The organism is Pseudomonas sp. R3.Fl (assembly GCF_023516765.1).
Taxonomy (GTDB): Bacteria; Pseudomonadota; Gammaproteobacteria; order Pseudomonadales; family Pseudomonadaceae; genus Pseudomonas; species Pseudomonas citronellolis.
This window is the reverse complement of record NZ_JAMGSO010000001.1, coordinates 5,098,598-5,123,343: the sequence shown is the minus strand read 5'-3', so window position 1 is coordinate 5,123,343 and position 24,746 is coordinate 5,098,598. Positions and strand designations below refer to the sequence as shown.

Below are 24,746 nucleotides of genomic sequence, written 5' to 3'. Positions count from 1 at the left end.
GCGATCAATGAGCCCGGGGCCGTTTCATGGGCAGATGTGCGCCGCTACCTACAAATGGGTATCGCCGAAACACATGCACAACACATTGATTTAAAAGGCTTTTTAAATGAACACAGGCACTCGTTCGGAGCCTGATGCGGCCGAGCGGTTCTTTGGAGGTACGGCCCCCGCCGGCCGCCAGACCCTGCGCCGCTCCATCGTCCTGCGCTTCGGCTGCTACCTCACCCTGCTGGTGTCCCTGGCCCTGGCCGGCATGTTCAGCGCCCTGCTGTTCGCCGACTACTCGCACCAGGACGCGGCGGTGATCAACCAGGCCGGCTCGCTGCGCATGCTCAGCTACCGCCTGGCCCTGGAGCCCTCGGCGGAAGGCCGCCAGGCGCTGCGCAGCACCCTCGGCGAACGCCTGGAAAGCAGCGAGATCGCGCGCCTGCTGCAACGCGCCGACGCCGACGACCCGCTGCGCCACCAGCACCAGCTGCTGCGCCTGGAACTGGCCAGCCTGGACGTCGCCCAGACCCCGGCCCTGGCCACCCTCGATACCCTGGTCGGGCACATCGACGCCTTCGTCGGCACCCTGCAGCGCAACGCCGAGCAGCGCTCGCAAATGCTCAGCACAGTGCAGGGCCTGTGCCTGTTCCTCAGCCTGCTGGTGGTGTTCGTCAGCCTCTACGACCTCAGCTACCACGTGGTCGGCCCGCTGCGCGAGCTGACGCAGACCGCCCGCCGCCTGGGCCGCGGCCAGCTGGAGGCGCGCGTCAGCTACAGCGGCGAGGACGAGCTGAGCCAGCTGGGCGAGCGCTTCAACCAGATGGCCGAGGAACTGCAGGGCATCTACGGCGAGCTGGAAGCGCGGGTGGCGGACAAGACCCGCGCCCTCTCCCACAGCCACCAGCGCCTGGAACTGCTCTACGCCAGCGCCCGCCGCCTCGGCCAGGACCCGTACGACGAGCGCAGCCTGCGCCCGCTGCTGGGCCAGCTGGAGCAGGTGCTGCAGGCCGGCAAGGTGACCCTCTGCCTGAACAAGGACGGCGTCGAGCGCGCCTACAACTCGCTGACCCCCAGCGGCGCCATCGCCGACTTCTGCCTGCAGGGCGACTGCGGCACCTGCCGCACCCGGGCCGACAGTTGTGGCGAGGGCGGCGGCCTGCAGCCGCTGCTGATGTTCCCCCTGGCCAGCGGCGGGCACCGTTTCGGCGAGCTGTTCGTGGAAGCCAGCGGCCGCCTGGAAGACTGGCAGGCGCAATGCATCGAGGCCTTCTGCGACAACATCGCCCGCACCTTCGCCCTGGCCCTGCAGCAGGATCAGGAAAGCCGCCTGGCGCTGTTCGCCGAGCGCAGCACCATCGCCCGCGAGCTGCACGACTCGCTGGCGCAGTCGCTGTCGTACCTGAAGATCCAGGTCAGCCGCCTGGGCACCCTGCTCAAGCGCGAGGCGCCGGCGGAGAAGATCGACGAGACACTGGACGAGCTGCGCGAGGGCCTCAACAGCGCCTACCGCCAGCTGCGCGAGCTGCTCACCACCTTCCGCCTGAGCCTGGAGCGCTCCAGCCTGGCGGTGGCGCTGGAGGACACGGTGCGCGAGTTCGCCGAGCGCGGTGAGCTGACCATCGAGTTGGACAACCGCCTGGCGCACATCCCGCTCAACCCCAACGACGAAATCCACCTGCTGCAGATCGTCCGCGAGGCGCTGTCCAACGTGGTCCGCCATGCCCACGCCGACTGCGCGCGGGTGGTGCTGGCCGAGGGCGAGGACGGCCAGGTGCTGGTCAGCATCGAGGACGATGGCGTGGGCCTTGACCCAACGCAGAACCGCAACGGCCACTATGGGCTTAGTATCATGCGCGAACGCAGCCAGACCCTCGGCGCCGACTTCCACATCGCCCCGCGCGAGCCGCGCGGCACGCGCGTCAGCCTGAGCTTCCAGCCACACCCCCTGTCCCAACGCCAGCGCGAGGAGTCCAGCCCATGACCGCCAGCCCCACCGACGATCGAGCCCGCATCCTGCTGGTGGACGACCACCCGATGATGCGCCGCGGGGTGATCCAGCTGCTGGAGTTCGAGGACGACCTCTGCGTGGTCGGCGAGGCCGGCAGCGGCGAGGAGGCCTTGCAACTGGCCGCCGAGCTGGACCCGGACATGATCCTGCTGGACCTCAACATGAAGGGCATGAACGGTCTGGAGACCCTGCGCGCGCTGCGCGAGAACGGGGTGGACGCGCGCATCGTGGTGTTCACCGTGTCCGACGACCGCGGCGACGTGATCAGCGTGCTGCGCGCCGGCGCCGACGGCTACCTGCTCAAGGACATGGAGCCCGAGCGCCTGCTGGAACACATCCGCCAGGCCGCCACCGGCCAGCTCAGCGTCAGCCCGCAGCTGACCCAGGTGCTGGCCCAGGCCCTGCGCGGCGACGAACACCCCAAGCGCCTGGAAGACCTGACCGACCGCGAACGGCAGATCCTCCGCCAGCTCGCCCAGGGCTTCAGCAACAAGATGATCGCCCGCAAGCTGGACATCACCGAAGGCACGGTGAAAGTCCACGTCAAGCGCGTGCTGCACAAGCTGGGCATGCGCTCGCGGGTGGAAGCGGCGGTATGGGCGGTGGAAAACCGGTTGGGTTGAGCGAAGCACGGCGCATCCCCGGAGCGCTCTTCGAGCGGACCTTGTCCGCGATAACCGGAATCACCGGCGCGATTCGCGGATGAGATCCGCTCCTACGCCGCCCCACCCACGCCATTCCCCTGTAGGAGCGCGCCCTGCGCGCGAATCGCGGGCAGGGCCCGCTCCTACAGGTTGCCTGGAGACATGGCATTCCTAACCGTAGGAGCGGACCTTGTCCGCGATAACCGGACGTCCCGGCGCGATTCGCGGATGAGATCCGCTCCTACGCCGCCCCACCCTCGTCATTCCCCTGTAGGAGCGCGCCCTGCGCGCGAATCGCGGGCAGGGCCCGCTCCTACAATTGGCGGATAACCGCGAGCGGTTATTCGCCCTACGCTCCCGGGAGGCTCTTCGTAGGAGCGAGCTTGCTCGCGAATGAGCCCCGCAGCGGAGTCTGTTCGCGAGCAAGCTCGCTCCTACGAGAAGCCATGCCCACCCGGTAACCGGACATACCGGCGCGATCCGCGGCCCCACGAAAAACCGCCGTACCTCCACAGGAGTAGCCGTCAGCACGAATTGACGCAGGTCATGTCGCCGCGCCTGGTCGCCGCCGGACACTGCGCACTCACCGCGCGGAGGTCGCCATGCACCCGAAGTCCCAGTTGCCCCTCGTGTATTCCTGTTCCGGCTGTTCCAACCTGGCCCAGTTGGCCAATGACCTGGCCCTGCGCCTGGACCGCGACGGCCTGGCGGAGATGTCCTGCATCGCCGGCGTCGGCGGCGACGTGCCGCCGCTGGTGAAGAAGGCCTGCTCCGGCCGGCCGATCCTCGCCCTGGACGGCTGCCACCTGCACTGCGTGCGCGGCTGCCTGGCGCGCCATGGGGTGATCCCGGCGCACGCGCTCACCCTCACCGAGTACGGGCTGCGCAAGCGCTACGGCGAAAGCAGTTCGCTCGACGATTTCGAGATGCTCTACGAGGAACTGCAGTTCCTCCTGCTCAGCAGCGCCTGAGCGCCGCTTCAGGCCTGCTGCGCCTGCACGCTGCGGGCGGCGCGCTGCAGGCCGTTCCACAGCCAGGGCGGCAGGCTGTCGGGGTCGAGGCTGTCGATCAGGTTCTTCAGCGCCAGGCCCAGTTCGGTGTCGCCCTCGATCACCAGGCGACGGCGGAAGAACAGGGTGTCGGGGTCCTCCTGACGCCCGGCCAGCAGCAGGAAGTCGCGCCAGCCGCCGCGGATGGTCACGCTGGGCACCGGGCCTTCCGCCAGGTGCAGGCCGTTGCGGCCGCGGGTGAGGTTCCAGCCCAGGCCCAGGTCGCTCACCTCCAGGCGCAGCCAGTGGCCCTCCAACAGATCGAAGTCCCCAGCTGCCAGGGGCGCGGCGAACAGGCGGTTGGCGGCGCGTTGCAGCACCGCCCGCTGCAGCGGCGCGGGTACCCGCGCGGCCAGTGGCAGCAGGCGTTCGGCGGCGCGCAGGGCGCCGGTTTCGAGATTCAGCACAGGTTCACCTCATCGCTGCGCAACATGCCGGGGCGGCCATGCCAGTAGCCGTTGCAACCTTCCACCGCCAGCGGCGGCGCAGCGCCGCGGCGCACCCGATCGAAGGCCTGGACCACTTCCACCATGCCCTGCGCCCGCGGGCTCAGGCGCAGCAGGTCGGCGCCGCAGTCGCGCAGCGAGGCGTAGTCGGCCAGCAGGTTGCCCGGCTCGCCGGACATCGTCTGGATGCCGTTGAGGGTGAACAGCGGCGCGCCTTCCTGGCTGAGCATCGACATCCCCTCCGGGTAGTTCTGGCAGCAGAACTGGCAGTCGTCCTTGGGCCGGTTCTCCGCGCGGGCGGTGAAGCAGCGCGCGGAGTACGCCAGGGGCAGGTGGCCGTAGGCGAACACCTCGGTTTCCAGGTCTTCCAGGCCCAGCTCCCGGGCCTGCTCCAGCACCGCCAGCACCTGCTCGCCGGAACACTCCACCGGCGGCACCCAGCGGCGCAGGCCGCAGCCGTGCAGCTCGGCCAGGGCATGGCCGTTGTACAGGTTCAGCGCCGGGCCGCCGACGAACTCGACGCCCAGGCCGTGCAGTATCTGCACCGCGCCCATGTCGTTGGCCTCCACCCGCAGCTCGCCGTTGCCGCACAGCCGGCGCAGCGCCGACAGCTCGGAGGCCGCCTCGATCAGCGCCAGCCCCGAGAGGAGGATTTCCGCCCCGCTCTGCTGCGCCAACTCGCGGCCCAGGCCCAGCCAGTCGTCCAGCGACAGGGCGCGGCGCTTGGAGCACACGGTCTCGCCGAGGTAGATGGCGTCCAGCGGCTGTTCGGCCATCTGCGCGTAGAAGTCCAGGAGTGTCCGGCGGTCCCAGTAGAACAGCACCGGCCCCAGGCTGAGTTTCATCAGGCTTTCCCTCACTGCCAGGAACGATGGTAGGCGCCCAGGGTGGTCTGGTGGCCTTCGGAAAGTTTCTCCAGCGCGGCCTGCCACTGCGCCTGCGGCTGGTAGCGCTCCGGCGCGCGGCGCCAGCTGTCCAGCGCCTGGCGCCAGACGCGGGTGACCTGCTCGACGTAGGCCGGGCTGCGCTGGCGGCCCTCGATCTTCACCGCCGCCACGCCGATCTGCGCCAGCTGCGGGATGAGGTCGATGGTGTTGAGGCTGGTGGGCTCCTCCAGGGCGTGGAAGCGCTGGCCGTCGACCACGAAGCGGCCCTTGCAGAGGGTCGGGTAGCCAGCCGGCTCGCCCGGCGCGTAGCGGTCGATCAGCACTTCGTTCAGGCGCGAGGTCAGCCCCTCGGGCTCCTCGCTCCAGCGCACCGCCTTGGCCGGCGAGCAGACGCCGCAGAGGTTCGGCGACTCGCCGGTGACGTAGGAGGACAGGTGGCAACGCCCCTCGGCCATGATGCACAGGCTGCCGAAGGCGAAGACCTCCACCGGCACCGGGCTGTTCGCCGCCACCTGGCGCACCTGGGCCAGCGACAGCACCCGCGGCAGCACCGCGCGGCGGATGCCGTAGCGCTCATGGTAGAAGGCCAGCGCCGCGACGTTGGTCGCCGAGCCCTGCACCGACAGGTGCAACGCCAGGTCCGGGTGGCGCCGCGCGGCGTAGCCGAGCACCGCGCAGTCGGCGGCGATCAGCGCGTCCACGCCCAGTTCGGCGGCGTGGTCCACGGCCCGCTGCCAGCGCGGCCAACCGGCGGCGCCGGGGTAGGTGTTGACCGCCAGGTAGAGCTGCCGGCCGGCCGCGCGGATCAACCCCAGGCCCTCCTGCAGTTGGCGGTCGTCGAGGTTCAGCCCGGCGAAGTGGCGGGCGTTGGTGTCGTCGCGGAAACCCACGTAGATGGCGTCGGCGCCTTCGCGCAGCGCCGACTTGAGGGCGGGCAGGCTGCCCGCCGGACATACCAGTTGCATGCTTCCCCCTTGCATGGAACGGCCGCCGCGCCTCGGCGAGGCCGGCGGCCAGGCTGACGTCAGCCGTACAGTTCGCTGAACGGCAGGTAGGCCACGGGCTCGCCGGCGGCGAGGGTGCGCCCCGCCTCCACCACCGCCAGGCCGTCGGCCCAGCTGGCGGCCAGCAGCATGGCCGAGCCCTGCTGCGGGTGGATTTCCACCCGGCTGACGCCACCGGTATCGGTCGCCAGGCGCGCCCGCAGGTACTGGCGGCGCTTGTTCGGCTGCGGCCAGGCGAAGGCCGCCGGCAGGTTCAGCGGCGCTACCGCTGTCTCGGCCAGCCCCTGGGCGCGGCGCAGGAAGGGCCGCGCCGCCACCAGGGCGGTGACCAGCGCCGCCGCCGGGTTGCCCGGCAGGCCCAGCCAAGGCTTGCCGGCCACGCTGCCAAAGGCCAGCGGCTTGCCCGGCTGCATCGCCAGGCGCCACAGGTGCAGCTCGCCGAGGGCGCCGACCGCCTGCTTGAGGTGGTCGCGCTCGCCCACCGAGACGCCGCCGCTGCTGATCAGCACGTCGCACTCGGCGGCGGCCAACTCCAGGGCGTCGCGGCTGGCGGCCAGGGTGTCGACCAGCACTTCGTATTCCTGTACGTCCAGGCCCCATTGGCGCAACAGGGCGCCGAGGCTGAAGCGGTTGGCGTTGTAGATCTGCCCCGGCGCCAGCGCCTGGCCGGGCTCGCGCAGCTCGTCGCCGCTGCTCAGCAGGCACACGCGCAGGCGCCGGTACACCGGCACCCGGGCCTGGCCCACGGCGGCCAGCAGGCCCAGTTCCTGGGGCCGCAAACGGTACCCGGCGCGCAACAGCGGCGCGCCCTGGAGCAATTCCTCGCCACGGCGGCGCACATGGCTGCCCAGCGTGACCGCCGGCAACCACACGCGGTCGCCTTCGGCCCGGCAATCCTCCTGGGCCACCACGCTGTCGGCCCCCGGCGGCAAGGGCGCGCCGGTGAAAATGCGCACGGCGCAACCCGCCGGCAACGCCTGGTCGCCCGCCTCGCCGGCGGCGATGCAGCCGGCCAGCGCCAGGCTGCCGCCGCCCGCCGGCACGTCGGCCGCGCGCAGGGCGTAGCCGTCCATCGCGCTGTTGTCCCAGTGCGGCAGGTCGCAGGGGGCTACCAGGTCGCTGGCCAGCACCCGGCCGAGGGCATCGGCCAGGGCCACGGATTCCACCGCCGGCGGCGCCGGGGCGCGCGCCAGCAGCTCGGCCAGGGCCTCGTCCACCGGTTTCAGGCCGTGGCCGTCACAGCCGCAGCCGCTCATGACCGGCTGCCGCAGGCACAGGCGCCGCCGCCGCAGCCACCCTCGGGCCTGGGCGGGGTCTTCAGGTGCGGCACGAAGCTGCATGGCCGGGTGCGGCTGTCCAGCTGCGCGGCGAGGATTTCCCGCCAGGCGGTGCGGCAGGCGCCGGGCGAGCCGGGCAGGCAGCAGACCAGGGTGCCGTTGGTGACGCCGGCCAGGGCCCGCGACTGGATGCTGGAGGTGCCGATCTCGCCCAGGGAGACCTGGCGGAAGAGTTCGCCGAAGCCCTCGACGCGCCGCTCCAGCAGCGGCTCGACGGCCTGCGGGGTGTTGTCGCGGGCGGTGAAGCCGGTGCCGCCGGTGATCAGCCCGACCTGGATGCGTGGGTCGGCGATCCAGGCGCAGACCACCGCGCGGATCTGGTGGATGTCGTCCACCACCAGGCGCCGCTCGGCCAGCACGTGGCCAGCCTCGCGCAGGGCGTCGGCCAGGCTCTGGCCGGAGTCGTCGGTTTGCAGGGTGCGGGTGTCGCTGACGGTCAGCACGGCGATCTGCAGGCTCTGGAAGTCCTGCGTGGCCAGGTGGCTCATGGCTGCCTCCGGGGAAGGATGAGACTGCGGCCAGCCTGCGCCTCGGCGGCTGGCCTGCCCATTCCTCGGAAGAGGTAGCGCGACTATTTGTCCCAGCGTTGCGCCGCGGCCTGGTCGCTGCAGCGGCCTTCCACCCAGCGCGGGCCTTCGGCGGTGTCTTCCTTCTTCCAGAAGGGCGCGCGGGTCTTGAGGTAGTCCATGACGAAGTTGCAGGCGTCGAACGCCGCCTGGCGGTGGGCGCTGGCGGTGCCGACGAAGACGATGGGCTCGCCCGGCTCCAGGCGGCCGATGCGGTGGAGGATCTCCAGGCGCAGCAGCGGCCAGCGCTCCCGGGCTTCGTCGGCGATCTTCTCCAGGGCCCTCTCGGTCATGCCCGGGTAGTGTTCGAGGAACATGCCGCCGACCTCGCGGCCGTCGTTGAAGTCACGCACGTAGCCGACGAAGCCGACCACCGCGCCGATGCCGACGTTGGCGGCATGCAGCGCGTTGACCTCGGCGCCGGGGTCGAAGGGGCTTTCCTGGACGCGCACGGCCATGGCCTCAGCCTCCGGTGACGGTGGGGAAGAAGGCCACCTCGTCGCCATCGGCGAGGGGCTCGTCGAGGGCGCACAACTCCTGGTTGCGCGCGCACATCAGGTTCTGCTCGGCCAGCACCTGCCAGGCGCCGCCGCGTTGCAGCAGGTGCTCGCGCAGGCCGTCGACGCTGGCGAAGGCCTCGCTCCAGCCCAGCTGCTCGCCGTCCAGGCCGAGGGCCTCGCGGTAACGGGCGAAGTATTGCACGCGGATCATCGGCCCTCCTCCGCACGGTAGTGGCCGCTCTTGCCGCCGAGCTTCTCCAGCAGGCGCACGCCCTCGATGGTCATGCCCTTGTCCACGGCCTTGCACATGTCGTAGATGGTCAGCGCGGCGACGCTGGCGGCGGTCAGCGCTTCCATCTCCACGCCGGTCTGCCCGGCCAGCTTGCAGCGCGCCTCGATGCGCACGGCGTCCTCACCATCGGCCTGCAGCTCGACCTTGACGCTGGTGAGCAGCAGCGGGTGGCACAGCGGGATGAGTTCATGGGTGCGCTTGGCCGCCTGGATGCCGGCGATGCGCGCCACGGCGAAGACGTCGCCCTTGGGGTGGCCGCCGTCCTGGATCAGGCGCAGGGTCTCCGGGCGCATGCGCACCCGCGCTTCGGCCACGGCTTCACGGGAGGTCACCGCCTTGTCGGTGACGTCGACCATGTTGGCGCGGCCCTGGGAATCGAGATGGGTGAGCAAGGAAGGTCTCCGGGTAGAACGAGCGATGGCAACCAGTGTACGCCCTGGATGGGCCGTGGGGGGCCTGGCGGATGGTGAAAAAGGAGGGGGATTGTATACAGAAAGAGGTAGGGCGGGTTCGCGAGCAAGCTCGCTCCTACGAAGAGCGGGGGGATGGTGCTTTTTTGCTTGCGAATGGGAGTTGCCAGCTGTCCGTTACCCTCTCCCAGAGGGAGAGGGGGCCGTTCGGCGTGGACGGAAAGTTCGGCCTCAACCTGTAGGAGCGAGCTTGCTCGCGAACAGGACCCGCCGGCTGACTGCATGGCCTCCCGTTCTGCCCAACGGTCCCCTCTCCCGCTTGCGGGGGAGGGTTAGGGTGGGGGGGCGAGTTCAGGCCGAGCACTGGAGCAGCGGCGAAGTCCGTAACCCTCTCCCCAGCCCTCTCCCTGAAGGGAGAGGGGGTTGTCTGTGCATCGGGGAAGACTCGCGTACTCCGGCCAGCCCAGCAGGAGCCCAGCCGGGCCCGCGTTTACAGATGCGCCTCGGCGAACTCCGCCAGCACCGAGCGCGGTACCCCTTGCAGGGTCACGTGCACGCCGTGGGGGAAGTCCTTGAAGCGTTCGGTCAGGTAGGTCAGGCCGGAGCTGGTGGCCGACAGGTAGGGGGTGTCGATCTGCGCCAGGTTGCCCAGGCAGATCACCTTCGAGCCATTGCCCGCGCGGGTGATGATGGTCTTCATCTGGTGCGGGGTGAGGTTCTGGCACTCGTCGATGAGGATCAGGCTCTGCTGGAAGCTGCGGCCGCGGATGTAGTTCAGCGATTTGAACTGCAGCGGCACCTTGCTGAGGATGTAGTCGACGCTGCCGTGGGTGCATTCGTCGTCCGAATGCAGGGCTTCCAGGTTGTCGGTGATGGCCCCCAGCCAGGGCTCCATCTTCTCGGCCTCGGTGCCGGGCAGGAAGCCGATGTCCTCGTCCAGGCCCTGCACGCTGCGGGTGGCGATGATGCGCCGGTAGCGCTTGGTGACCATGGTCTGCTCGATGGCCGCGGCCAGGGCCAGGATGGTCTTGCCCGAGCCGGCGGCGCCGGACAGGTTGACCAGGTGGATGTCCGGGTCGAGCAGCGCGTACAGCGCCAGCGACTGGTACAGGTCGCGCGGGCGCAGGCCCCAGGCTTCCTGGTGCAGCAGCGGCTCCTGGTGCAGGTCGAGGATCAGCAGTTCGTCCTGCTGGATGCCCTTGATCCAGCCGACAAAGCCCTGCTCGTCGACGATGAACTCGTTGATGTGCACCGCCGGCAGGTTGTCGGTGAGCTGCACGCGGTGCCAGGTGCGGCCGTGGTCCTGGCGCGTCTCGACCTTGCTGACGCGGTCCCAGAACGAGCCGTTCAGCGAGTGGTAGCCGCGCGGCAGCAGGGCCACGTCGTCGATCAGCTGGTCGGTGTGGTAGTCCTCCGCCGCCACCCCGCAGGCGCGCGCCTTCAGGCGCATGTTGATGTCCTTGGTGACCAGCACCACCCGGCGGCTGCTGTTGCGGCTCTGCAGCTCGACCAGCTGGTTGATGATCTTGTTGTCGTTGAGGTGCTCCGGCAGCCAGGTGATCGGCTCGGCGCGCTTGCTCATGAGGATCGACAGGCTGCCGCAGGGGCCGCTCTTGCCACGCTGGATGGGAACGCCGTCCTCCACCTGCTCCGGGCTCGCCTCGCCCAGCACCTGGTCGATCAGGCGGATGGCCTGGCGGCATTCGGCGGCGACGGAGTGTTTACCGGTCTTGAGCTTGTCGAGTTCCTCCAGCACCGTCATCGGGATGGCGACGTGGTGTTCCTGGAAGTTGAGCAGGGCGTTGGGATCGTGGATCAGAACGTTGGTGTCGAGGACGTAGAAGATCGGCTGGGTGGTGCTGGAACGTCCGTGGTCATCCATACGCGTGTCACCTCATTCTGGGGGCGTTACGACGGAATGCCGTGACAGCGCTCCGCCGTGCGGTGAGACGCCGACTCTCGATGCCGGGGCTCGAGAGGGGTGCAAGCAAGGGACGGGCCGGGGCCGCCACCTGTCTGCAGGGTTCGGCGGTCTACGGCTCCAGAAATACAGGAAAAATTGTGACGGTAGAAAGTCTTTTTCCTTATCAGGCGAATTTTTTTCGCCGGCTGACGAAATACCTTGGCGCGGCTGCGTTACGGCGCTAATTTTATTAATCCGATCATCGGCTTATCCGCACCCGATCGCCCTCCCGCGCCCCGCCTCATTGGCCCCGCCTATCGTCCCCATGGGTGGAGCCGGCCCCGGCAACTCCCTACAATCGCCCGACGCTTCGAGGAGACCGCACGATGCTGATGGTGATTTCCCCCGCCAAGACCCTGGACTACGAGACCCCGCCGGTCACCGACCGCCACACCCTGCCGCTGCACCTGGACGATGCACAGGAGCTGATCGGCGTGCTGCGCGAGATGACCCCGGCGCAGATCGGCAGCCTGATGAGCCTGTCGGACAAGCTCGCCGGCCTGAACGCCGCGCGCTACGCCAGCTGGCACCCCGACTTCAGCCCGGCCAACGCCAAGCAGGCGCTGCTGGCCTTCAAGGGCGACGTCTACACCGGCCTTGCCGCCGAGGACTTCGACGCCGCCGACTTCGACTTCGCCCAGCGCCACCTGCGCATGCTCTCCGGCCTTTATGGCGTGCTGCGGCCGCTGGACCTGATGCAGCCCTACCGCCTGGAGATGGGCACCAGGCTGGCCAACGCCCGCGGCGCCAACCTCTATGAGTTCTGGGGCGAGCGCATCAGCGCCTGGCTGAATCAAGACCTCGCCGAGCAGGGCGACGCCGTGCTGCTCAACCTGGCCTCCAACGAATACTTCGGCGCGGTGAAGCGCAAGGCGCTGGACGCCCGCATCATCGACACCGAGTTCAAGGACCTGAAGAACGGCCAGTACAAGATCATCAGCTTCTACGCCAAGAAGGCCCGCGGCCTGATGGCGCGCTACGTGATCAAGGAGCGCCTGACCGACCCCGAGGGCCTGAAGGACTTCGACTACGCCGGCTACCGCTTCGATGCCAAAGCCTCCTCCGCCGACCGCCTGGTGTTCCTCCGCAACCACCCCGAAGCCTGACCTGCCCCGAAAAGCGGCGGCCGCCCGGCCGCCGCCCGCCCCGCTTCCCGCCTTCTTACCCACACGCCGAAAACGGGTACTGCTACCGTTCGTCGGCAACCGCGCTGGCTTTGCAAAAATTTTTCTCGCCCCCGCGCGCCATCACCACGGCAGAAAAGCGCCTTTTTTGCCATCGCGCATGTAATCCATTGGCCATTAAAAGCACCCCGCCATTACATGCAATTCACGATTGCAAGTTGCACGAAATACCTTGAAACACCCTCCCCGACATCCTGAACGGCAGCTGAACGAAGTGTAAAACGGCTGAATCACCGCGGAACTTTTTCCAATCCTTGCATTTTGCAAGTCCGCCAAAAACGACAATCGTGTTTCAGCTTGATATCAAAAGCGCCTTATTTGATGGCGATTGGATATTTAATTCCGATTACCCCTCAGGATGGGTGGCAGGAACTATCGAGCGGCCTCGAACATCCTACTTCCGCAACGCCCATCATGGGTTTGTTGCCCATAACCAGGTTTTTCGAAAACGCATCGAGCGCTGCTCGAGGGACTCGTTCAACCTGAATAATTTCAATGAGTTATGAAATTAATGCAGAACTCCAAGGCAAACTTTAGCGCATCAGAAGAGTGCAATTAGTTCTAACTTTGCAATCACCCTGAAACATTAAAGTGCATACCGCGGAATTCTGCCCGAATTGAGTGCAGAAAATTCGAGTCACTCACGGACTGCCTGAAGCGGCGCGCCTGACAGGGGCGCCGCAGCAAAAGGGAATTGGCCAGAAGGCCAACTTTTAACAGCTCGACAAAGCAGAGGTGAATACGATGCGTATCAGCATCTTTGGTCTTGGCTACGTCGGTGCAGTATGCGCCGGTTGCCTGTCCGCCCGTGGTCACGAAGTGATCGGCGTGGACGTTTCCACCACCAAGATCGACCTGATCAACCGCGGCAAGTCGCCCATCGTCGAACCGGGGCTGGAGCCCCTGCTGGAACAGGGCATCCGCACCTCGCGGCTGTCGGGCACCACCGACTTCAAGCAGGCGGTGCTGGACAGCGACGTCTCCTTCATCTGCGTCGGCACCCCGAGCAAGAAGAACGGCGACCTAGACCTGGGCTACATCGAGAGCGTCTGCCGCGAGATCGGCTACGCCATCCGCGAGAAGGCCGGCCGCCACACGGTGGTGGTGCGCAGCACCGTGCTGCCGGGCACCGTGAAGAACGTGGTGATCCCGATCATCGAGGACTGCTCGGGCAAGAAGGCCGGGGCCGACTTCGGCGTGGGCACCAACCCTGAGTTCCTGCGCGAGAGCACCGCGATCAAGGACTACGACTTCCCGCCCATGACCGTCATCGGCGAGCTGGACGCGCAGACCGGCGACCTGCTGGAGGAAATCTACCGCGAGCTGGACGCGCCGATCATCCGCAAGTCCATCGAAGTCGCGGAGATGATCAAGTACACCTGCAACGTCTGGCACGCCGCCAAGGTCACCTTCGCCAACGAGATCGGCAACATCGCCAAGGCTGTCGGCGTCGACGGCCGCGAGGTGATGGACGTGGTCTGCCAGGACCGCAAGCTGAACCTGTCGCGCTACTACATGAAGCCCGGCTTCGCCTTCGGCGGTTCCTGCCTGCCCAAGGACGTGCGCGCCCTCACCTACCGCGCCGGCCAGCTGGACGTCGAGCACCCGATGATCGGCTCGATCATGCGCAGCAACGCCTACCAGGTGCAGAAGGCCTTCGAGATCATCACCGCCCACGGCAGCCGCAAGGTCGGCCTGCTCGGCCTGTCGTTCAAGTCCGGCACCGACGACCTGCGCGAGAGCCCGCTGGTGGAGCTGGCCGAGATGCTCATCGGCAAGGGCTACGAGCTGCAGATCTTCGACCGCAACGTCGAGTACGCCCGCGTCCACGGCGCGAACAAGGAGTACATCGAGTCGAAGATCCCCCACGTCTCCTCGCTGCTGGTCTCCGACCTCGACCAGGTGGTGAAGACCTCCGACGTGCTGGTGCTGGGCAACGGCGACGAGCTGTTCGTCGACGTGGTGAACCAGGCGCCGCAGGGCAAGAAGGTGGTCGACCTGATCGGCTTCATGTCCCACGGCTCCGACGAGCGCGCCGAAGGCATCTGCTGGTAAGCGCTGCCGGCTCTTCGTAGGAGCGAGCTTGCTCGCGAACGCTCCTCCCGGCGGTACCGGTGCCGGGGCGGTTCGCGAGCAAGCTCGCTCCTACGGGAGCCCACCTGTTCCCACGAAGCCAAGACGCGACTGACGGACCTGACCATGGACGCATACAAACGAGCCCTCGGCGAAGCCACCGGCTGGCTGGCCTTCCTCTGCCTGCTGATGGGCCTGGCGCTGATCGTGCCCCCCACGGTGTTCGACCCCAATGCCCGCGACTTCCTGCTGATCATCGGCGCGGTGGGCATCTGGCGCTATTCCATGGGCGGTCTGCACTTCCTGCGCGGCATGCTCTTCCTGCACGTCGTCTACCCGCACTACAAGCGGCGCCTGCGCAAGCTCGGCAAGGCGGCGGACCCGTCCCACGTCTACCTGATGGTCACCAGTTTCCGCATCGACGCCATGACCACCTCCATGGTCTACCGCTCGGTGATCCAGGAGGCCATCGCCTGCGGCTACCCGACCACCGTGGTCTGCTCCATCGTCGAGATGTCCGACCAGGTGCTGATCAAGCAGCAGTGGCAGAAGCTCAACCCGCCCACCCACGTGAAGCTGGACTTCGTGCGCATCCCCGGCACCGGCAAGCGCGACGGCCTGGCCCACGGCTTCCGCGCCATCTCCCGGCACATGCCCGACGAAGGCTCGGTGGTGGCGGTGATCGACGGCGACACCGTGCTCGAACCCGGCGTGGTCCAGGCCACGGTGCGCTGGTTCAAGCTGTTCCCCCAGGTCGGCGGCCTGACCACCAACGAATTCTGCGAGGTGCAGGGCGGCTACGTGATGAGCCAGTGGCACAAGCTGCGCTTCGCCCAGCGCCACATCAACATGTGCTCCATGGCCCTGTCCAAGCGCGTGCTGACCATGACCGGGCGCATGTCGGTGTTCCGCGCCGCCGTGGTCACCGACCCCGACTTCATCGCCGACGTCGAGGCCGACCACCTGGACCACTGGCGCCTGGGGCGCTTCCAGTTCCTCACCGGCGACGACAAGTCCAGCTGGTACAGCCTGATGCGCCTGGGCTACGACACCTTCTACGTGCCGGACGCAGCCATCAACACCGTCGAGCACCCGCCGGAGAAGAGCTTCGTCAAGGCCAGCCGCAAGCTGATGTTCCGCTGGTACGGCAACAACCTGCGGCAGAACTCCCGCGCCCTGGGCCTGGGCCCGCGGCGCCTGGGCTGGTTCACCACGGTGGTGCTGTTCGACCAGCGCCTGTCCATGTGGACCTGCCTGCTGGGCCTGGTGGCGGCGATCATCGCCAGCATCAAGTACAGCATCACCTTCCTGCTGGTGTACCTGCTGTGGATCGGCATCACCCGCCTGATCCTCACCCTGCTGCTGTCGCTGTCCGGCCACCCGATCGGCCCGGCCTACCCGCTGATCCTCTATTACAACCAGATCGTCGGCGCCCTGGTGAAGATCTACGTGTTCTTCCGCCTCGACCAGCAGTCCTGGACGCGCCAGAGCACCAAGCTCGACCGCGGCCTGAACAGCTACCAGCGCTGGTTCAACACCTGGTCCTCGCGCGCCATGACCTTCTCTGCCGCCAGTGTGTTCGTCGCCGTACTCCTGACGATCGTATGACCCCTTGAGCAACCGGCCCGCGGCCGATCCGACCCGTTTCGAACATAGGACCGACTTCATGAATACCGCCGTCAACGTCAACGTCGTGCACGAATCCGAAGCCCAGCGCCAGCACGCGCGGGTCAAGCTGCCCGCGCGCATCCGCTACATCGGCGCCAACCGCGAGGGCGTCGACGCAAGGCTGCTGGACCTTTCCGCCGGCGGCTTCGCCTTCACTGCCAGCGGCGCGCCTATCCAGGTCGGCGACCTGCACAAGGGCAAGCTGCTGTTCCAAATCGACAGCATCAGCTTCGCCCTGGAAGTGGAGTTCCAGGTGCGCTCCTTCGACCCGGACAGCCGCCGCACCGGCTGCGAGTTCCAGCACCTGAAGCCGCGCGAGGTCGCCGCCCTGCGCTACCTGATCACCGCGTACCTGGCCGGCGAGGTGGTCAGCGTCGGCGACATGCTCAACACCCTGCAGCGCGAGAACTTCACCAAGGCCCGCAAGCACGGCGGCGCCGGCGGCGGCATGGGCTTCTTCGGGCGCATCCGCGCGGTGACCCTGAGCACCGCCATCTTCGTGGTCGGCGTCGGCGCCTTCGCCTTCATCCTCAACCAGCTGTACAACCTGTACTTCGTCACCCATGCCGACTCCGGCGTGGTCAACATCCCCGCCCAGCAGATCACCATGCCCCGCGAGGGCACCGTCGACAGCCTGGTGCAGATGGACGCCGAAGTGGCCAAGGGCGCGCCCATCGCCACCTTCTCCACCAGCCTGCTGGACCTGCTCAAGGGCAACCTGTCCGACGAGCAGCTCAACCCCGGCAACATCGAGAAGCTCTTCGGCCACCAGCTCAAGGGCACCCTCACCAGCCCCTGCGACTGCCGGGTGATCGAGCAGCGCGTCGCCAACGGCCAGTACGCCAACAAGGGCGACGTGATCTTCACCCTGGCCCCGCGCGAGGCCAGCGCCACCGTCGAGGCGCGCTTCGCCTACCGCAACGCCGCCGAACTCTCACCGGGCACCCAGGTGCACTTCCAGATCGCCGGCGACAGCGAAGTGCGCAGCGGCCGCATCCTGCGCACCGCGCCGGTGGACGGCGACCTGTCGTCGGAAATCCGCGCGCAGATCCAGCCCGACCAGCCGCTGGACAGCCAGCTCGCCGGGCGCCCGGCGGAAGTCAGCATCGGCGGCCTGCCCGGCCGCACCCTGCTGAACAAGGCCATGGCCATGGCCACCGCGCGCTGAGGACCCAAGCATGAACGCCATCGCCCACCATCCGCTGCGCGGCGCCGCCCTGGCCCTGGCCATCGGCCTGGCCGCCGGCTGCGCCGGCCTGCCGGACCAGCGCCTGGCCGACGAAGCCATGGCCCGCGGCGACATCGCCACCGCCCAGGCCAACTACCAGGCCCTGGCCACCCTCGGCTACACCGACGCGCAGATCGGCCTGGCCGACATGCAGGCCGCCAGCGGCGACAGCGCGGCCCAGGCCAAGGCAGAGAAGCTCTACCGCGACGCCGCCGAGACCTCGCCGCGGGCCCGCGCGCGCCTGGGCAAGTGGCTGGCAGCCAAGCCCGGCGCCACCGACGCCGAGCACCGCGAGGCCGAGCAACTGCTCAACCGCGCCTTCAACGAAGGCGAGGACAGCGCCCTGGTGCCGCTGATCGTGCTCTACCTGCAGTACCCGCAGGCCTGGCCGGGGGTCAACCCGCAGCAGCGCATCGACCAGTGGCGCGCCCAGGGCCTGCCCCAGGCGGACCTGGCGCAGATCATCCTGTACCGCACCCAGGGCACCTACAACCAGCACCTGGGCGAGATCGAGCAGGTCTGCCAGCGCTGGCTGACGCGCATGGACGTGTGCTGGATGGAGCTGGCCACCGTGTACCAGGTGCAGGGCGACGCGGACAAGCAGAAGGCCCACCTCGACCGCCTGCGCGCCGCGTACAAGGCCGGCCGGGTGCCGCCGGAGCGGGTGGAATCGGTGGCCCAGGTGCTGGCCGACGCCGACCTCGGCAAGCCCGACCCGCAGACCGCCCAGGCCCTGCTCGGCGAACTGGCGCCGACCTACCCCGCGGCCTGGGTCGACCTCGCCAAGCTGCAGTACGACTACCCCGAGCTGGGCGACGTCGAGCAGATGCTCGACTACCTGAAGAAAGCCCAGGACGCCGCCCAGCCGCGCGCCGAGCTGCTGCTCGGGCGCCTGTACTACGACGGCAAGTGGATGCCCCAGGACCCGCAGAAGGCCGAGCAGCACCTGCTCAAGGCCGCCGCCAGCGAACCCCAGGCGCACTACTACCTGGGGCAGATCTACCGCCGCGGCTTCCTCGGCAAGGTCTACCCGCAGAAGGCCGCCGACCACCTGCTGATCGCCGCCCGCGCGGGCCAGGCCAGCGCCGACATGGCCCTGGCCCAGCTCTGGTCGCAAGGCCGCGGCGTACAGCCCAACCGCGTCAACGCCTACGTCTTCGGCACCCTGGCGCAGCGCCAGCAGATACCCCAGGCCGGCGACCTGATGAGCGAACTGCAACCGCAGCTGCAGCCGGCCGAACTGAGCCAGGCGCAGCAGCTGCTCAAGCGCGAGGAACAGGCCCGCGGCGCCAACTGGCAGGCCACCGTCAGCCTCATGCAGAACGAACAGGAACAAGAAAGCCTATGAAGCGCCCCGACCCGACCTCCGCCCCGCTGTTCCAACCGATCCGCCTGGCCCGCGCCATCCGCCGCGCCCGGCTGTTCCCGGCGATGCTCGGCGCCGGCATGAGCCTGGCCGGCACCCTGTTCGCCGCCGGCGCCTGGGCCGACGACACGCCGCCCAAGAACTACGGCATCGACATCAAGATCACCGCCGAGTCCGAGGACGATCGCGACCTGGGCACCGCCCACGGCGGCGACCTCAACGGCATCGGCATCGACCTGCGGCCCTGGGCCTTCGGCCAGTGGGGCCAGTGGAGCGCCTACGTGATGGGCCAGGCGGTGGCCGCCACCGACACCATCCAGACCGACACCCTGCAGTCCGACGAAGTCGACGCCAGCGGCCGCGACAGCAGCGACCACAAGCGCGAGCCCGACGACGCCTACCTCGCCCTGCGCGAGTTCTGGGTGGACTACGCCGGCCTCACCCAGTACCCCGGCGAGCACCTGCGCTTCGGCCGCCAGCGCCTGCGCGACGACAGCGGCATGTGGCAGGACACCAATATCGAGGCGCTGAACTGGACCTTCGACACCACCCTGCTGCGCGCCCACCTGGGCGCCGCCCAGCGCTTCTCCGAGTACCGCACCGACATCACCGACCTGGCGCCGGAAGACGAGGACCGCACCCACGTCTTCGGCGACATCTCCACGCAATGGGCGCCACACCACTGGGTGGGCCTGCGCCTGCACCACAGCGATGACAGCGGCAACCTGCCGGATGCGGGCGAGACCATCGACTCGCTGGACAAGCGCTCCACCGGCGACCTCACCTGGGTCGGCATCGAGGCCAACGGCGACGGCTACAACTACCGCTCGCAGATGCCGCTGAACTACTGGGCCAGCGCCACCTGGCTGACCGGCAACCGCGACCGCCTGACCAGCGCCGCGGTGGACGGCGAGCGCGTGGCCACCGGCAAGCAGAGCGGCGACGTCAACGCCTACGGCGTCGACCTGGGCCTGCGCTGGAACATCGACGAGCAGTGGCGCGCCGGTGTCGGCTACGCCCGCGGCAGCGGCGGCGGCCACGACGGCGAAGACCAGTACGAGCAGACCGGCCTGCAGAGCAACCGCTCCAACTTCACCGGCACCCGCGCCCGCGTGCACCGCTTCGGCGAGGCCTTCCGCGGCGAGCTCTCCAACCTGCAGGACGCCACCGTGTTCGGCGCCTGGCAACTGCGCGACGACTACGACGCCAGCGTCGTGTACCACAAGTTCTGGCGCGTGGACGGCGACTCGGACATCGGCAACAGCGGCATCACCGCGCCCCTGGAGAACAACTCCAAGGACATCGGCCAGGAAGTCGACCTGGTGGTCACCAAGTACTTCAAGCAGGGCCTGCTGCCCGCCTCGATGAGCCAGTACATCGACGAGCCCTCGGCCCTGGTGCGTTTCCGCGGCGGCGTCTTCAAGCCCGGCGACGCCTACGGCAGCCACGTCGACTCGACGATGCACCACGCCTTCGTCGATTTCATCTGGCGCTTCTGAGGATCAGGGCGATGCGAGCTGGCAGTCACTGGTTCCCCGCGTTCGCGGGGATGACGGAAAACCCCTCCCGCGTGCGAACGGGCACGGGGAGCGCGGGGGTTCGCATCCCCCGCCCGGCGACCGTCACTCCCGCGCACGCGGGAGCCCAGCGCCTTCCGGCTCCACGCCCACAGGGAGAACCCACCATGAACCGCCATCCGCTCCCCCTGGCCGCCCTGCTGCTCGGCGGCCTGCTGGTCGCCACGGGCCCCGCCTGGGCCTCGACCCCGGCGGCCAACGCCAAGGACGCCGAGGCCAGCGAGCAGCCCTCGCCGGCCAACCAGCCCGGCCACGTCCAGGGCCTCAAGGAAACCGGCAACTACACGGTCACCGCGCTGCCCGAGGGCCCGCTGCACCTGGACCCGCCGAAGCTGCCCGACCTCTCCGGCTACACCGCCGAGGCGGTGGCGAAGAAGATCGTGCGCAAGCCCGGCGGCAAGGCCGTGGTGCAGCGCATGGTGCAACAGCAGCCGCTGAAGGAGTTCACCGGCGGGCAGAACCGCCTGGCCGAGTGGGTCAAGCGCCAGCGGCAGATGCCCCAGGCGATCTTCATCGAGGGCGGCTACGTCAACCTCGCGCAGCTGGCCGGCAAGCTCGGCAAGGCGCTGGAGCAGGTCGAGCCCGGCGTGTACGTCGCCCGCCTGCCCATCGTGGTCAGCCAGGGCGCGACCCTGGAGGTCGACGGCAAGGTCAAGGAACTGCGCCTGTCCCAGGACCGCGGCGCCTTCCTGGTCAACGACGGCAAGCTGTTCATCCGCGACACCAAGGTCACCGCCTGGAACGAGGCGAAAGGCGAGCCGGCCTGGTTCAAGAGCCCCAACGAGTTCCGCCCCTTCCTGATCTCCTGGGGCGGCGCCGAGGCCTACCTGGTCGACAGCACCTTCCAAAGCTTCGGCTACAACGCCTCCAAGGCCTACGGCATCTCCATCTCGCAGTACAGCCCGGGCATGGACAAGACCATGAAGCGCCCGCGGCCCAAGGGCTGGGTGATCGGCTCGACCTTCGTCGACAACTGGTACGGCTTCTACTGCTACGAGGCCGACGACCTGGTGGTGCGCGGCAACACCTACCGCGACAACGTCATCTACGGCATCGACCCGCACGACCGCTCGCACCGCCTGATCATCGCCGAGAACACCGTGCACGGGACGAAGAAGAAGCACGGCATCATCGTCTCGCGCGAGGTCAACGACAGCTGGATCTTCCACAACAAGACCTACGACAACCACCTCTCCGGGATCGTCCTGGACCGTAATTCCGAGCGCAACCTGGTGGCCTACAACGAGGTGTACCGCAACCACTCCGACGGCATCACGCTGTACGAGAGCGGCGACAACCTGATCTACGGCAACCAGGTGCTGGGCAACCGGCGCCACGGCATCCGCATCCGCAACAGCGTGAACATCCGCCTGTACGAGAACCTCGCCGCCGGCAACAAGCTGATCGGCGTGTACGGGCACATCAAGGACCTGTCCAACACCGACCGCAACATCGACCTCGACCCCTTCGACACCAAGGTGTCGCTCATCGTGGTCGGCGGCAAGCTGGTGGGCAACGGCTCAGGTCCCTTGTCGGTGGATTCGCCGCTGTCGCTGGAACTCTACAAGGTGGCCATGCTCGGCCCGACCAAATCCTCGGGCATCAGCTTCAACGGCGTGCTCGGCGAGAAGCAGGACCAGATCCTCGACCTGCTCGTGCGCCAGCAGCGCGCCGTGCTGATCGACCCCGTGGAAAGCCAGGCCGAACTGCAGAATTGAGGACCCGTACCATGACCATCCGCCCCCATCGTCTGCTGCGCCTGTCGACTCTGGCCGCCGGCCTGCTGCTGGCCCACGGTATTCTTGCTGCGGGCGCCGCCGACGCCGGCGCGCCGACCTACAGCGCCCTGCCCGCCGCCGGCCTGTGCCCGGCCGCGGCCGACGACAAGGCCTACAACACCAAGTACCTGGGCTTCTTCACCCACCTGGTGCCGGCCCAGGAAGACTGGCTGTTCCGCACCACCTACGACCTGCGCACCGACTTCGGCACCACGCCCGAGGGCTGGCGCGAACTCAAGGCGCTGAACGAGGCGTTGCAGCGCCGCGGCGTCGAGCTGATGGTGGTCTACCAACCCACCCGCGGCCTCATCAACCGCGAGAAGCTCACCCCCGAGGAGAAGGCCGCGTTCAACTACGAACTGGCGAAGAAGAACTACCTGGCGACCATCGCCAAGTTCCGCGAGGCCGGCATCTACACCCCGGACTTCTCGCCGCTGTTCGACGAGAAGGAAGCCCACCCCTACTACTTCAAGGGCGACCACCACTGGACGCCCTACGGCGCCATGCGCAGCGCGAAGATCGCCGCCGAAACCCTGAAAGAGATGCCCGCCTACGCGGACATCCCGAAGAAGGAATTCGAAAGCAAGCGCGTGGGCCTGCTGTCCAAGCTCGGCACCTTCCACAAGGCCGCCGCGCAACTGTGCGGCAGCAGCTACGCGCCGCAGTACGTCGACCGCTTCGAGACCGAGCCGGTGGGCGACAGCGGCGGCGGCGACCTGTTCGGCGACGGCGGCGACCCGCAGGTGGCGGTGGTCGGCACCTCCAACAGCGGCCCGGCGTACAACTTCGTCGGCTTCCTGGAGCAGTACGGCAAGGTCGACATCCTCAACAACGCCGTCTCCGGCGGCGGCTTCGACAGCTCGCTGCTGGCCTATCTGACCAGCAAGGAATTCCACGACAAGCCGCCGAAGATCCTGGTCTGGGAATTCGCCACCCACTACGACATGGCGCAGAAGAGCTTCTACCGCCAGGCCATGCCCCTGGTGGCCAACGGCTGCGCCGAGCAGAAGGCCGTGCTCAGCCGCAAGGTCAAGCTGCACGCCGGGCGCAACGAGGTGCTGCTCAACAGCGGCGCGCTGCCGATCCGCAGCGGCAGCTACACCGCCGACGTCACCTACAGCGACCCGGGCATCCACGAGCTGAAGAACACCGTCTGGTACATGAACGGCCGCCGCGAGCAGCTGAAGATCGAGCAGTCCAAGGCCGTCGACACCGGCGGGCGCTACGTCTTCGAACTGCGCAACGACGAGGACTGGCCGGACCAGCAGTTCCTCTCCCTGGAGATCGAGGCGCCGGACGACATGCCGGCCGGCCTCGAGGTCGAGGCGAAGCTGTGCCAGACCCCGCAGATCAAGGCCACCGCCAGTACCGTGGCCGGGAGGTAATCCATGTCCATCCAGCGACTTTCCCGCAACAAGGGCCTGCGCCTGCTGTGGCCGGCCATGGCCCTGAGCAGCCTCGGCGCCCTCTACGGGCAGAGCAGCCAGGCCGCCGACCTGGTGCCGCCGCCGGGCTACTTCGCCGCGGTCGGCGAGCGCAAGGGCGACGCCGACAGCTGCCCGGCGGTGCCCGCGCCCTACACCGGCTCGCTGCAGTTCACCAGCAAGTACGAGGGCTCGGACTCGGCGCGCGCCACCCTCAACGCCGCCGCCGAGGGCAAGTTCCGCGAGCAGATCAAGGACATCACCGAGATGGAGCGCGGCACCACCAGGCTCATCACCCAGTACATGCGCAGCGGCCACAAGGGCGACCTGGACTGCGCGCTGAACTGGCTGACCACCTGGGCCCGGGCCGACGCCCTGGAAAGCGCCGACTTCAACCACACCGGCAAGTCCATGCGCAAATGGGCCCTGGGCAGCCTGTCCTCGTCCTACCTGCGCCTGAAGTTCTCCAGCAGCCGCCCGCTGGCGGCCTACCCGCAGCAGTCGGCGCAGATCGAGCAGTGGTTCGGCAAGCTCGGCACCCAGGTGGTCAGCGACTGGAGCAACCTGCCGCTGAAGCAGATCAACAACCACAGCTACTGGGCCGCCTGGTCGGTGATGTCCACCGCCGTGGTGACCAACCGCCGCGACCTGTTCGACTGGTCGGTGCGCGAATTCAAGGTGGCGGCCAGCCAGGTCGACGCCCAGGGCTACCTGCCCAACGAACTCAAGCGCCGCCAGCGCGCCCTGTCCTACCACAACTACAGCCTGCCGCCGCTGGCGATGATCGCCGCCTTCGCCCAGGTCAACGGCGTGGACCTGCGCCAGGAAAACAACGGCGCCCTGCAGCGCCTGGCCGAAAGGGTGATGCAGGGGGTGGACGACCAGCAGGACTTCGACCGCCGGACCGGCAACGACCAGGACATGACCGACCTGAAGGAAAACAGCAAGTTCGCCTGGCTGGAGCCCTACTGCGCGCTCTACAGCTGCGCGCCGAAGACCCAGGACTGGCGGAAGAAGATGGAGCCGTTCAACAGCTTCCGGCTCGGCGGGGATGTGACGAAGGTGTTCAACCGCGGGAATGGCGGGAGCTGATGCGCTCAATGGGAGTGGGGTGCAGGCCGGCAAGTCCGCCCCCTCTCCCCAGCCCTCTCCCTGAAGGGAGAGGGAGCAGTACGTGCCGGCTGACACAACGGTTTCCACCTGCACCGAACAGTCCCCTCTCCCTTCAGGGAGAGGGTTAGGGAGAGGGAAAGAACCTCCCCGCAACACCGAAACACCCGGCTGAACCCCGCAACGAATACGGACCCAGCCACCCCCGACCCAAGCGCAATAAAGACGCCAGGCGGGCGCACCA

The 24,746-nt window shown here is 68.2% G+C and carries 21 protein-coding genes; 12 read left to right on the top strand and 9 right to left on the bottom strand.

Features of this window, described 5'->3' with window-relative positions; genetic code table 11:
• Positions 1 to 106 precede the first annotated feature (106 nt).
• From M8R19_RS22635 to M8R19_RS22625, 3 genes are all read left to right on the top strand, one after another.
• Complete coding sequence (locus tag M8R19_RS22635) at positions 107 to 1,969, top strand: histidine kinase (protein ID WP_249918978.1); 1,863 nt, start codon at positions 107 to 109, stop codon at positions 1,967 to 1,969.
• The gene (gene narL, locus M8R19_RS22630; RefSeq protein WP_249918977.1) at positions 1,966 to 2,619 is read left to right on the top strand and encodes a two-component system response regulator NarL; all 654 of its coding nucleotides are present in this window, start codon (positions 1,966 to 1,968) and stop codon (positions 2,617 to 2,619) included. The genes M8R19_RS22635 and narL overlap by 4 nt, the downstream gene beginning before the upstream one ends.
• 623 nt (positions 2,620 to 3,242) lie before the next feature.
• Positions 3,243 to 3,611: a putative zinc-binding protein gene (locus M8R19_RS22625; RefSeq protein ID WP_074984560.1), complete on the top strand. Its 369-nt coding sequence runs from the start codon at positions 3,243 to 3,245 to the stop codon at positions 3,609 to 3,611.
• Positions 3,612 to 3,619: 8 nt separating this feature from the next.
• Here M8R19_RS22625 and ubiT read toward each other — a convergent pair whose 3' ends face one another.
• From ubiT to M8R19_RS22580, 9 genes are all read right to left on the bottom strand, one after another.
• The gene (gene ubiT, locus M8R19_RS22620) at positions 3,620 to 4,096 is read right to left on the bottom strand and encodes a ubiquinone anaerobic biosynthesis accessory factor UbiT (protein WP_058072773.1); all 477 of its coding nucleotides are present in this window, start codon (positions 4,094 to 4,096) and stop codon (positions 3,620 to 3,622) included.
• Positions 4,090 to 4,980: a U32 family peptidase gene (locus tag M8R19_RS22615; protein WP_043273099.1), complete on the bottom strand. Its 891-nt coding sequence runs from the start codon at positions 4,978 to 4,980 to the stop codon at positions 4,090 to 4,092. The genes ubiT and M8R19_RS22615 overlap by 7 nt, the downstream gene beginning before the upstream one ends.
• Positions 4,981 to 4,991: 11 nt before the next feature.
• Positions 4,992 to 5,987, bottom strand: coding sequence for a ubiquinone anaerobic biosynthesis protein UbiU (ubiU, locus tag M8R19_RS22610; RefSeq protein ID WP_043273102.1), 996 nt, complete (start codon positions 5,985 to 5,987; stop codon positions 4,992 to 4,994).
• Between the two features lie 59 nt (positions 5,988 to 6,046).
• Positions 6,047 to 7,282 (bottom strand): molybdopterin molybdotransferase MoeA, encoded by a 1,236-nt coding sequence (locus tag M8R19_RS22605; protein ID WP_249918976.1) that lies wholly within the window; start codon positions 7,280 to 7,282, stop codon positions 6,047 to 6,049.
• Positions 7,279 to 7,851, bottom strand: a complete 573-nt coding sequence (moaB, locus tag M8R19_RS22600; protein ID WP_043273106.1) for a molybdenum cofactor biosynthesis protein B — start codon at positions 7,849 to 7,851, stop codon at positions 7,279 to 7,281. The genes M8R19_RS22605 and moaB overlap by 4 nt, the downstream gene beginning before the upstream one ends.
• Positions 7,852 to 7,934: 83 nt before the next feature.
• On the bottom strand, positions 7,935 to 8,387 hold the full coding sequence (gene moaE / locus M8R19_RS22595; protein ID WP_249918975.1) for a molybdopterin synthase catalytic subunit MoaE: 453 nt from the start codon (positions 8,385 to 8,387) through the stop codon (positions 7,935 to 7,937).
• 4 nt (positions 8,388 to 8,391) lie between these two features.
• Positions 8,392 to 8,640: a MoaD/ThiS family protein gene (locus tag M8R19_RS22590; RefSeq protein ID WP_009616093.1), complete on the bottom strand. Its 249-nt coding sequence runs from the start codon at positions 8,638 to 8,640 to the stop codon at positions 8,392 to 8,394.
• Positions 8,637 to 9,113 (bottom strand): cyclic pyranopterin monophosphate synthase MoaC, encoded by a 477-nt coding sequence (gene moaC, locus M8R19_RS22585; RefSeq protein ID WP_009616092.1) that lies wholly within the window; start codon positions 9,111 to 9,113, stop codon positions 8,637 to 8,639. The genes M8R19_RS22590 and moaC overlap by 4 nt, the downstream gene beginning before the upstream one ends.
• Before the next feature lie 508 nt (positions 9,114 to 9,621).
• The gene (locus tag M8R19_RS22580; RefSeq protein ID WP_009616091.1) at positions 9,622 to 11,013 is read right to left on the bottom strand and encodes a PhoH family protein; all 1,392 of its coding nucleotides are present in this window, start codon (positions 11,011 to 11,013) and stop codon (positions 9,622 to 9,624) included.
• Positions 11,014 to 11,420: 407 nt separating this feature from the next.
• Between M8R19_RS22580 and yaaA the strand changes: the two genes are divergently transcribed.
• The 9 genes from yaaA (at position 11,421) to M8R19_RS22535 (ending at position 24,484) form a co-directional block, all read left to right on the top strand.
• Complete coding sequence (gene yaaA, locus M8R19_RS22575; protein WP_249918974.1) at positions 11,421 to 12,200, top strand: peroxide stress protein YaaA; 780 nt, start codon at positions 11,421 to 11,423, stop codon at positions 12,198 to 12,200.
• Between the two features lie 822 nt (positions 12,201 to 13,022).
• Positions 13,023 to 14,333, top strand: a complete 1,311-nt coding sequence (gene algD, locus M8R19_RS22570) for a GDP-mannose 6-dehydrogenase (RefSeq protein ID WP_074984571.1) — start codon at positions 13,023 to 13,025, stop codon at positions 14,331 to 14,333.
• 144 nt (positions 14,334 to 14,477) lie between these two features.
• Positions 14,478 to 15,959: a mannuronan synthase gene (gene alg8, locus M8R19_RS22565; protein WP_249918973.1), complete on the top strand. Its 1,482-nt coding sequence runs from the start codon at positions 14,478 to 14,480 to the stop codon at positions 15,957 to 15,959.
• Positions 15,960 to 16,017: 58 nt separating this feature from the next.
• A complete protein-coding gene (locus tag M8R19_RS22560; protein WP_249918972.1) occupies positions 16,018 to 17,187 on the top strand; it encodes an alginate biosynthesis protein Alg44 in 1,170 nt (389 codons plus the stop codon).
• A 10-nt stretch (positions 17,188 to 17,197) separates the two neighbouring features.
• Positions 17,198 to 18,595 (top strand): alginate biosynthesis TPR repeat lipoprotein AlgK, encoded by a 1,398-nt coding sequence (gene algK, locus M8R19_RS22555; protein WP_074984579.1) that lies wholly within the window; start codon positions 17,198 to 17,200, stop codon positions 18,593 to 18,595.
• 83 nt (positions 18,596 to 18,678) lie between these two features.
• A complete protein-coding gene (locus tag M8R19_RS22550; RefSeq protein ID WP_436278227.1) occupies positions 18,679 to 20,112 on the top strand; it encodes an alginate export family protein in 1,434 nt (477 codons plus the stop codon).
• Between the two features lie 185 nt (positions 20,113 to 20,297).
• Complete coding sequence (algG, locus tag M8R19_RS22545) at positions 20,298 to 21,908, top strand: mannuronan 5-epimerase AlgG (protein WP_074984581.1); 1,611 nt, start codon at positions 20,298 to 20,300, stop codon at positions 21,906 to 21,908.
• An 11-nt stretch (positions 21,909 to 21,919) separates the two neighbouring features.
• The gene (locus M8R19_RS22540) at positions 21,920 to 23,353 is read left to right on the top strand and encodes an alginate O-acetyltransferase (protein ID WP_249918971.1); all 1,434 of its coding nucleotides are present in this window, start codon (positions 21,920 to 21,922) and stop codon (positions 23,351 to 23,353) included.
• Positions 23,354 to 23,410: 57 nt separating this feature from the next.
• On the top strand, positions 23,411 to 24,484 hold the full coding sequence (locus M8R19_RS22535) for a mannuronate-specific alginate lyase (RefSeq protein WP_249920211.1): 1,074 nt from the start codon (positions 23,411 to 23,413) through the stop codon (positions 24,482 to 24,484).
• The last annotated feature ends 262 nt before the right edge of the window (positions 24,485 to 24,746 follow it).